This window comes from Actinophytocola sp. (genome assembly GCF_035942955.1).
GTDB lineage: Bacteria > Actinomycetota > Actinomycetes > Mycobacteriales > Pseudonocardiaceae > DASYTH01.
Map to the genome: position 1 here is coordinate 35,114 of NZ_DASZCQ010000074.1, position 8,223 is coordinate 43,336.

5 protein-coding genes are annotated in these 8,223 nt (G+C 71.1%); 4 read left to right on the forward strand and 1 reads right to left on the reverse strand.

Annotated features, from left to right (window positions below; all coding sequences use genetic code 11):
• Positions 1–29 precede the first annotated feature (29 nt).
• Positions 30–776, forward strand: coding sequence for a dienelactone hydrolase family protein (locus VGX25_RS07875; RefSeq protein ID WP_326916954.1), 747 nt, complete (start codon positions 30–32; stop codon positions 774–776).
• Here the strand turns inward: VGX25_RS07875 and VGX25_RS07880 are convergent.
• Entirely contained in the window at positions 751–1,899 is a 1,149-nt protein-coding gene (locus VGX25_RS07880; RefSeq protein ID WP_326916955.1) for a helix-turn-helix domain-containing protein, read from the reverse strand. The genes VGX25_RS07875 and VGX25_RS07880 overlap by 26 nt on opposite strands.
• Before the next feature lie 114 nt (positions 1,900–2,013).
• On the opposite strand from VGX25_RS07880, the gene VGX25_RS07885 reads away from it, so the two are divergent.
• The 3 genes from VGX25_RS07885 to VGX25_RS07895 all read left to right on the forward strand — a co-directional run bounded on the left by VGX25_RS07885 (position 2,014) and on the right by VGX25_RS07895 (position 8,169).
• Positions 2,014–4,098, forward strand: a complete 2,085-nt coding sequence (locus VGX25_RS07885) for a M6 family metalloprotease domain-containing protein (RefSeq protein ID WP_326916956.1) — start codon at positions 2,014–2,016, stop codon at positions 4,096–4,098.
• A 6-nt stretch (positions 4,099–4,104) separates the two neighbouring features.
• On the forward strand, positions 4,105–6,378 hold the full coding sequence (locus tag VGX25_RS07890) for a M64 family metallopeptidase (protein ID WP_326916957.1): 2,274 nt from the start codon (positions 4,105–4,107) through the stop codon (positions 6,376–6,378).
• A 255-nt stretch (positions 6,379–6,633) separates the two neighbouring features.
• On the forward strand, positions 6,634–8,169 hold the full coding sequence (locus tag VGX25_RS07895; RefSeq protein ID WP_326916958.1) for a M4 family metallopeptidase: 1,536 nt from the start codon (positions 6,634–6,636) through the stop codon (positions 8,167–8,169).
• Positions 8,170–8,223 lie beyond the last annotated feature (54 nt).

Genomic DNA, 8,223 nt, shown 5'->3' on the forward strand with positions numbered 1-8,223 from the left:
GGTACCAGTTACCGCTAGGGTTCGATTTCGTGTGTCACGCTGACGAATCCCGCCCACCCGCGCCGCCCGTCTCCACCGGCGTGGCCGAGTCCGGCGAAACCCGGCTGACCTCGGCGGACGGTACCCGGTTCGGCGCATACGCCGCGCGGCCGGCGCGACCCAACGGCCGGGGAGTCGTGATCCTGCCGGACATCCGCGGCCTGCACGCGTTCTACCGGGTGCTGGCCGACCTGTTCGCCGACGCCGGGTTCGACGCCGTGGCATTCGACTACTTCGGCCGCACCGCGGAGACCGACGAGCGCGGCGAGTCGTTCGACCACCGGCCGCACGTCCCCAAGGTCACCCCGGAGCACGTCGAGCTGGACGTCGCCGCGTCGATCGCCTACCTGCGGAGTCTGCCGAACCCGGCCGAGCACCTCTTCACCGTCGGGTTCTGCTTCGGCGGCGCGGCGTCCTGGCGCCAGTCCGCGCACGGGCACGGCATCGCGGGGGCGATCGGCTTCTACGGCGGGCGTCCGCTCGAGCGGGTCGGCCCGTGGGTGCCGCGCATGACCGCACCGCTGCTGATGCTGCTGGCCGGAGTGGACAGCACCACCCCGGAGGAGTTCGACGAGTTCGCCGATCTGGTGCGGGCCAACGGGATCGAGGTCGAGTCGCACACCTATCCCGGCGCCCCGCACAGCTTCTTCGACCGGTCCTACGCCGACCACCGCGCGGCGTGCGCGGACGCGTGGGAGCGCATCCTCGACTTCACCGCGCGGCGGTCGGGAGCCTAGGTCGGTACCGCCCGGACAGCCGGGCCAGCTTGAGGCTCAGGTGCAGGGCCAGCCGCTCGTCGCCGTTCCGCAGATCGGTTTCGGCCAGCTGCTCCACCCGCTGCAGCCGGTAGTACAGCGAGGTGCGGTGCAGCCGAAGGGCCCGTGCGGTCGCCACCGCGCTGCCGGCCAGATCCAGGTATGTCTCAAGGGTTTCCAGCAGCGGCAGGTGCTGCCGGTCGGCCAGCAGCCGCTCCACCCCGGCGTGCAGCTCACCGCCCGGCACCAGGCTCAGCATCCGGTACACGCCGAGCTTCGCCCACTCCGCCGACGGACCGAAGCCGGGGATCCGGGCGGCCACGTCCGCGGCGTGCAACGCCTCCCGGTACGACTCCGCCGCGTCGGCCAGCGCCGGACGCGGCCGCCCGATCCCGACGACCACCGGCACGCTCATCCCGGCGCGCAGGTCCACCGGCTTGCCCGCCAGCAGCAGCACCCCGTGGTCGTGGCGCACCAGGTGCAGCGGATGCCGTGACGCGAACCGGGATCGCGCCGCGAGCAACCCGCGTTCCATGGCCAGCCGGGCGTTCTCGTCGGGCTCGCCGACCGGTCGGGCGACGAGCACGGTCACCGGCTCCCGGTGCGGAAAGTCTCCGGTCTCGATCAGCGTGCGCGCCGCCTCCCGGTCCCCGAGCAGCAGCGCGGTCACCGCCTCCAGCTCCCGGCTGGCGGCGAGCCCGGCCACGAGGCTGTTGTGGAACAGCGACAGCGCCAACCCGGGCGCAGTCTTGGCGGCGATCCGGACGTCCTCTTCGGACATCGGCGGGTCGGAGTCGATCAGCCACAGGAAGCCGAGCAGCCGGCCGTCGTACCGCGCCGGCACGCACACCCGCGGTAGCAGGCCGAGCTCCGGCGCGGCCGGAATCCGCAGCGCCCCTTGAGAGTCGAAGATGCCCGCCGCGCGCAGCCACTGCAGGACCTCGGGCGTGGTGTGCCGGCGCAGGATCGACTCCCGGCGAACGTCGTCCATCGGCTCGGTCTGCTCGCTGTAGGCGACCACGCGCTGCAGGTGATCTTCCAGCAGCACCGGCCGGCCCAGGTTCAGCGCCAGCTCGTCGACGACGCGTTGCAGATCGTCCGACACAGCGTCCTCCGCGGGGTAGAGCAGGCCTTTTCGTCAGATGTCGGAAACCGTGGGCATGCCTTCCCTACATCGGATCGATGATGTCGGTCAAGACCGGAATTAGCGTCCGTGGCTATGCGCCCATCCCTGCAGCTGACCGCCCTGCTCGCGGCCGCGGCGCTGGCCGCCGGCAGCACGGTGGCCCCGGCCGCCGCGGCCCCGCCGGACGTTCCGGTTCACTCCTGGCAGTACGACCACTGGCCGCAGCGGCAGCCGTGGCAGGAGACGGCGGGGGTGACGCTGCAGGGCCGGTCCGGCTTCCCGCCGCCGATCGACCCGCAGAGCTGGGTGAACCCCGACCACATGACGTGGGCGGACTACCGCAAGCCGCCCAACACCAACTGGGCCGACCCGGCGCGGCGGGGCTCGGTGCGCACGTTCCGCGGCGCGCTGGTGCTCGCCGACTATCCGAACCAGTCGTTCGTCGTGACCCAGCCGCAGGGATCCACGGTGTTCGGCAACCCCAGCGCCGAGGCCAGCGACATCCCCCGGGACCGGGTTGCCCAGTTCTACAAGGACTTCCTCAACACCCCGGGCACGCTGAACCGCGGGCACACGCTGCACGAGTACTGGATGGAGGACTCGGGCGGCCGCTACGGGGTGGAGCTGACCGCGTTCGGCCCGTACCAGATGCCGGGCAAGGACCACGAGTACGCCATGGAGTTCCAGGCCGGGACCGCCTGCCCGGCGGGCGACACGTGCAACAGGAACCTGCGCACGGACGCCCGCGCGGCCTGGGTCGCCGACGTCGGCCCGGAGGTGTCGGCCGGCTTCGACTTCGTCTTCTTCCTGTCCGCCGGCCAGGACGAGTCGTCCACCTGGCAGGAGTTCGGACCGATCAAGTTCGAGAACAAGGAGGACGTGACCGACGAGTTCGGCCCGCCGGATGAGAGCCTGCCGAACTGGTCGCGCACCCGGTATGTGGAATGGACGTCCTGGGCCTCCGGCTCGACCATCTGGCCCAACGCCGGCGGTGGTTCGTCCACGCAGGCGGAGAGCTCCGGCATGGCGGTCTACGCCCACGAGTTCAGCCACATCCTGGGCATCGGCGACAACTACAACAACCCGTTCGGGACACCGGTGCGCCGCGCCTACACCGGCATCTGGGAGATGCTCAGCCGCGGCTCGTTCAACGGTCCCGGCGGCCCGCACAGCCGCTGGCTGATCCCGCCGACGGCCGGCGCGTCGATGGGCGCGCAGCACATGCTGCGCAACAAGATCAAGCTGCAGATGGTGGACGAGCGCAACATCCTGCGCCTGTCCCGGGAGGCCCTTGCCCAGTCCGGACCGGTGATCGCCCGGGTGACCGCCCGCGCCGTCCAACCCGGACCGAACGACCTGTCCGGCATCAACATCGCGCTGGGCACCGGTGACCTGAGCCCGGCATGCAACATCAGCACGGATCCGTTCTGCGACGGCCGCGGCTACCACAACTACACCGTCGAGGTCGTCGACCGGATGGGCACCGACTCGTTCACCCCCGACTCCGGCGTGCTGCTGGCCAAGACCAAGAACCAGGACGCGGCGCCGTTCGAGTGGGTGATCGACGCCAACCCGCAGGACATCGGCATGACCGACTTCGTGCGGCCGGACGGCACCCGCGTGCCGATCACCATCGGCGACTACCGGCAGCTGTCCGACGCGCTGTTCCACGCCGGCGCCGACTCCGGCAGCGAGTTCGAGTACGTCGACGCGGCCAACCGCCTGCACTTCTACGTGCTCGACGTGCACCGCGACCAGCTCGGCCAACTGTCCTACACGGTGGCGATCCGTTCCCTTGACGGCTCCGGGCCGCAGCTGCGCGGCGTGCGGCTGCAGCCCACCGTCGGGCGGCCGGACGCCGACGGGCTGCACACGTGCGCGTTCCCGCTGACCAACACCGGTCAGCTCTACCCGGCGCAGACACAGCACCCCGAGGACGTCAGCGCCTACCTGCGCGGCGACGTCTACCGACTGTCGGCCACTGTGGACGGTTCGGGCTGGACCGTCTCCCTGCCCAACCGGCTGGCGAGCGCGAACGTCCGCGAGCAGACCCAGGTGCCGGTCTACGCCAGGCAGGACGGTCCCGGTTCGCGCCTCGTCCGGGTGAAGCTGACCGCGACGTCGGAAAGCGACCCGACCAAGACCGCCACCGCGACCTGCTACGTGATCGGTAGGTGATCAACCGTGGTGCGACGAGCGCTGGCCATCGCCGGTGCGCTGGGGATCGTGGCGGCCGTCCTTGCGGCGCCGGCCGTGTCGGCGGCCGAGCCCGGCGAGGCCACAGTGGTGCCGATCCAGGTCACCGGGCCGGTCTCGCAGCGCTTCAACATGGTGGTGATGGGCGACGGCTACACGGCCGCGGAGCTGCCCAAGTTCCGGGAGCACCTGAACAAGCACCTCAACGTGCTGTGGACGATCGAGCCGTTCAAGACGTACCGCAGCTACATCAACGTCTACGCGGTCGAGATTGAGTCGGCCGAGTCCGGAGTGGACTGTGATCCGGACCTGACCTCGCCCCGCCGCGACACCCCGCTGAACATGGGATTCTGGGGCGGTTGCAACCCGTCCAGCGTGCAGCGGCTGCTCGGCGTGGACGGGGCGGCGGCGAACCGGTACGCCGACCAGGTGGCCGGCACCACGCGCGGCAACCGCCAGCTGCTGGCCATCGGCAACAGCGACACCTACGGCGGCGCAGGCGGGACCAACGCCACCGCGTCGGGCGGCAACGCGCTGTCCGCCCTGATCACCCCGCACGAGCTGGGGCACTCGCTCGGCGGGCTGCAGGACGAGTACGACTACCTGGCGCGCGGCGAGCGCGGCGCGCCGTACACCGGCGGCGAGCCGTCGTCGGCGCACCACACGCTGCTCACCGAGCGGCAGATGCTCGACCAGCAGCGCAAGTGGTGGCGCTGGCTGGGGGAGCGCAGCGAGTCCGGCGGCGTGATCGGCCGGTACGAGGGCGGCCTGTACAGCGGCAGCGGCGTGTGGCGGCCGAGCGCGCACTCGATGATGAAGACGCTCGGCTACTACTTCGACCAGCCGAGCCGCGAGCAGATGACCCAGCGGATCGCGGCCAAGACCAGCATCTTGCAGGACGGCACCCCGACCGGCGCGCCGATCGGCGCCGACCGCGTGGTGTGGGTGGAGACGCTGCATCCCGTCGGCCACCGGCTCGACGTGCGGTGGACCCTCGACGGCGACCCCGTTCCGGCGGCCGGCAGCAGCCTCAACTTGTCCACATTGGACATTACGCCGGGCGTGCACACGCTGACCGCGACGGTCGTGGACCCGACGGAGTTCGTCCGGGACCCGGCGATCAGATCCTCGACCGCGCTCACCCGGTCCCGCACCTGGACCGTGGACACGGCCGTGACCACCACCCCGCCCGCGCCCACCCCGGTGGAGTTCACCGCGTCCACCCCGACCGACCGTCCGGTCGGCGGCGCCGACGTCGTCTACGTGGAGACGACCCACCCGGTCGACCACATCCCCGCGGTCACCTGGACGCTGGACGGCAACCCGGTGGCCGCGTCGGGCAACTCCCTTGCCCTGAAGGACTTCCGGCTCAGCGGGCGGCACACGCTCACCGCGGCGGCCGGCTCGTCGAGTCTGACGTGGACGGTGGACGCCGCCCTGCCCAGCGCCGACTACGAGCTTTCCGACGCGCTGCTGACCGTGCCCAAGCCGGGCCGACCCACCGAGTACATCTACAACGGGCCGTTCACCATGCGGCTCGACGGCGCCGACGACACGCCGGGGCACGTGGTGCGCGAGTTCCAGACCGACGGCGACGGCTGGTTCAACTACTTCGGCTGGCCGACAGATCCCGACGCGCCGTTCCTGTTCACACCGGAGGGCACCAACATCGACAACCTGGTGTACGGCAAGCTCGGCGTGCCCCGACTGTCCCCTTGGGACGATGCGACGCCCAGCTACGGCCGGCACACCGTGCAGTACCGGGCCATCGACCCGGCCGGCAACATCGGCCCGCCGGGTGAGTTCGTGGTGACCCTGCTGCCCGCGCCGCCGGCCTGCACCGGCACCGTCACCGGCCGCCGCGACGGCCCGCTGGTGATCTCCTCGGGGGTGACCTGCCTCGACCGGGCCGAGGTGTCCGGGCCGGTGCTGGTCCGCCCCGGCGCCGCCCTCGTGGCGTCCGGCTCGACGATCCGCGGCCCGGTGGTCGGTTCCGGCGCCACCACGGTGGAACTGCTCAACACCACCGTGCACGGGCCGGTGTCGATCTCCGGCACGACGGTGGCCGTGACGATCGTCGGCGGGCAGGTGCATGGCCCGGTCGTGCTGTCGGACAACCGAACCGGCAGCCGGGCGGCCGTACTGGCCGGCGCCACGGTGTCCGGCCCGCTGTTCTGCGCTGGCAACGCGCCCGTACCGGAGAACCTGCGGGCGCCCAACACCGTGCGCGGACCCCGGGTGGGGCAGTGCGCCAGCCTGTAAGGCCGGTGTCCTCCGGCCGCTCCCGCGAGACCGATCCCGCCCACCCACCCGCGATCTCGCGTCCGCTCCTGGTGACCGGATAGCGATTCACAGTTATCGAACTAGGCCGGATGACGCATTGCTCCTGACCCAACCGGACCTCTTTACTCGAAACTGCTCAGTTTCCCTGCACCTCTTCTGATTCGGCGCACGGCCGCGCCAGGCGACGAGCCACGGGCTCGTCGCCCGGTGGCGTGCGCCCGGAAGGACAACACTATGTATCGCAAGCGAGGGTTTCGCGCGAGCCTGGCCCTGATCGCCGGGCTCGCCGTGACGGTGGCGGTGCCGGCGCAACCCGCTCAGGCAAACCAGTCCCCGGATGTGCTCGCCGCGCAGGCCGCCGACCGGGCGGCGGCGGAGGGCACCGCGCTGGCCAAGGGTCCGGAGGACGTGTTCCTCCGCTCCAGCATCACCCCGGGCGGCGCCGGCCTGTTCTACGCGGCATACGTGCGCACGTACCGCGGGCTCGAGGTCATCGGCGGCGACGCCGTGATCGTCACGGATGGCCATGGCCAGGTGCGCGACACCGTGACCACGCAGACCGCGCCGGTCGCCGTGGACACGCGCGCGACGCTGACCAAGAGCGCCGCGGAGGCGATCGCCCGCGCTCAACTGTCCACAGTAGAGCGAGTGGTGAACCGCCGGCTCGTGGTCTTCGCGGTGGATCGCCCGACGCTGGCCTACGAGGTGCTGCTGGAGGGCACAAGGGCGCAGGTGCCGAGCCGGCTGCACGTGTTCGTCGACGCCCACACCGGCGCCGTGCTCGACTCCTGGGACGATGTCATGGCGGGCACCGGCAACGGTTTCTACAACGGTACCGTGACCATCAACACCCAGCAGAGCGGCGGCACGTTCAGCACCATCGACCCCACCCGCCCGGGAGTCCGGTGTGCCCGAGCCAGCAACCAGCAGGTGTTCACCGGGTCCGACGACTTGTGGGGCAACGGGTCGGGCACCAGCCTGGAGACGGCGTGCGTGGACGCGCTCTACGCCGAGCAGCGCGAGTGGGACATGCTGCGCACCTGGTTGGGGCGCAACGGGATCAACGGCAACGGCGGCGGCTTCCCCGCTCTCGTCGGCCTCACCATCGTCAACGCCTTCTGGAACGGCAGCTCCGCCAGCTTCGGCCGCTCCTCCGACGGCCAGCGCCAGGTCGTGCCGATCGACGTGGTGGCCCACGAGTTCGGGCACGGCATCTTCCAGTTCACCCCGGGCGGCTCCGGCGGTGGCGGCAACGAGAAGGGTGGGCTCAACGAGTCCGCCGGCGACATCTTCGGCGCGTTGACCGAGCACTTCGCGGCCAACCCGAACGACCCGCCGGACTACCAGGTGGGCGAGGAGGTCAACCTGGTCGGCAACGGCCCGATCCGGTTCATGTACAACCCCTCCCTGCGCAACCACCCGAACTGCTTCAGCTCGGCCATTCCCAACACCGAGGTGCACGCCGCGGCCGGCCCGCAGAACCACTGGTTCTACCTGCTCGCCGAGGGCAGCAACCCGGGTGGCGGCAAGCCGTCCAGCCCGACCTGCAACGGCTCCACGGTGGTCGGGATCGGGATACAGAAGGCCGGCCAGATCTTCTACAACGGGCTGCTGCGCAAGACCACGACGTGGACGCACGCCAGGGCTCGGGTGGCCACCCTGCAGGCGGCTCGGGCGCTGTTCCCCAGTGGCTGCACCGAGTTTAACGCCGTCCGCGCGGCGTGGAACGCGGTGAGCGTGGCTGCGGTGGCCGGCGAGCCGACCTGCTAGCCGATAGCGCGTAGCCGCCAGGAGTCCGCTGTCCCGGACAGCACCGTCCGGGAC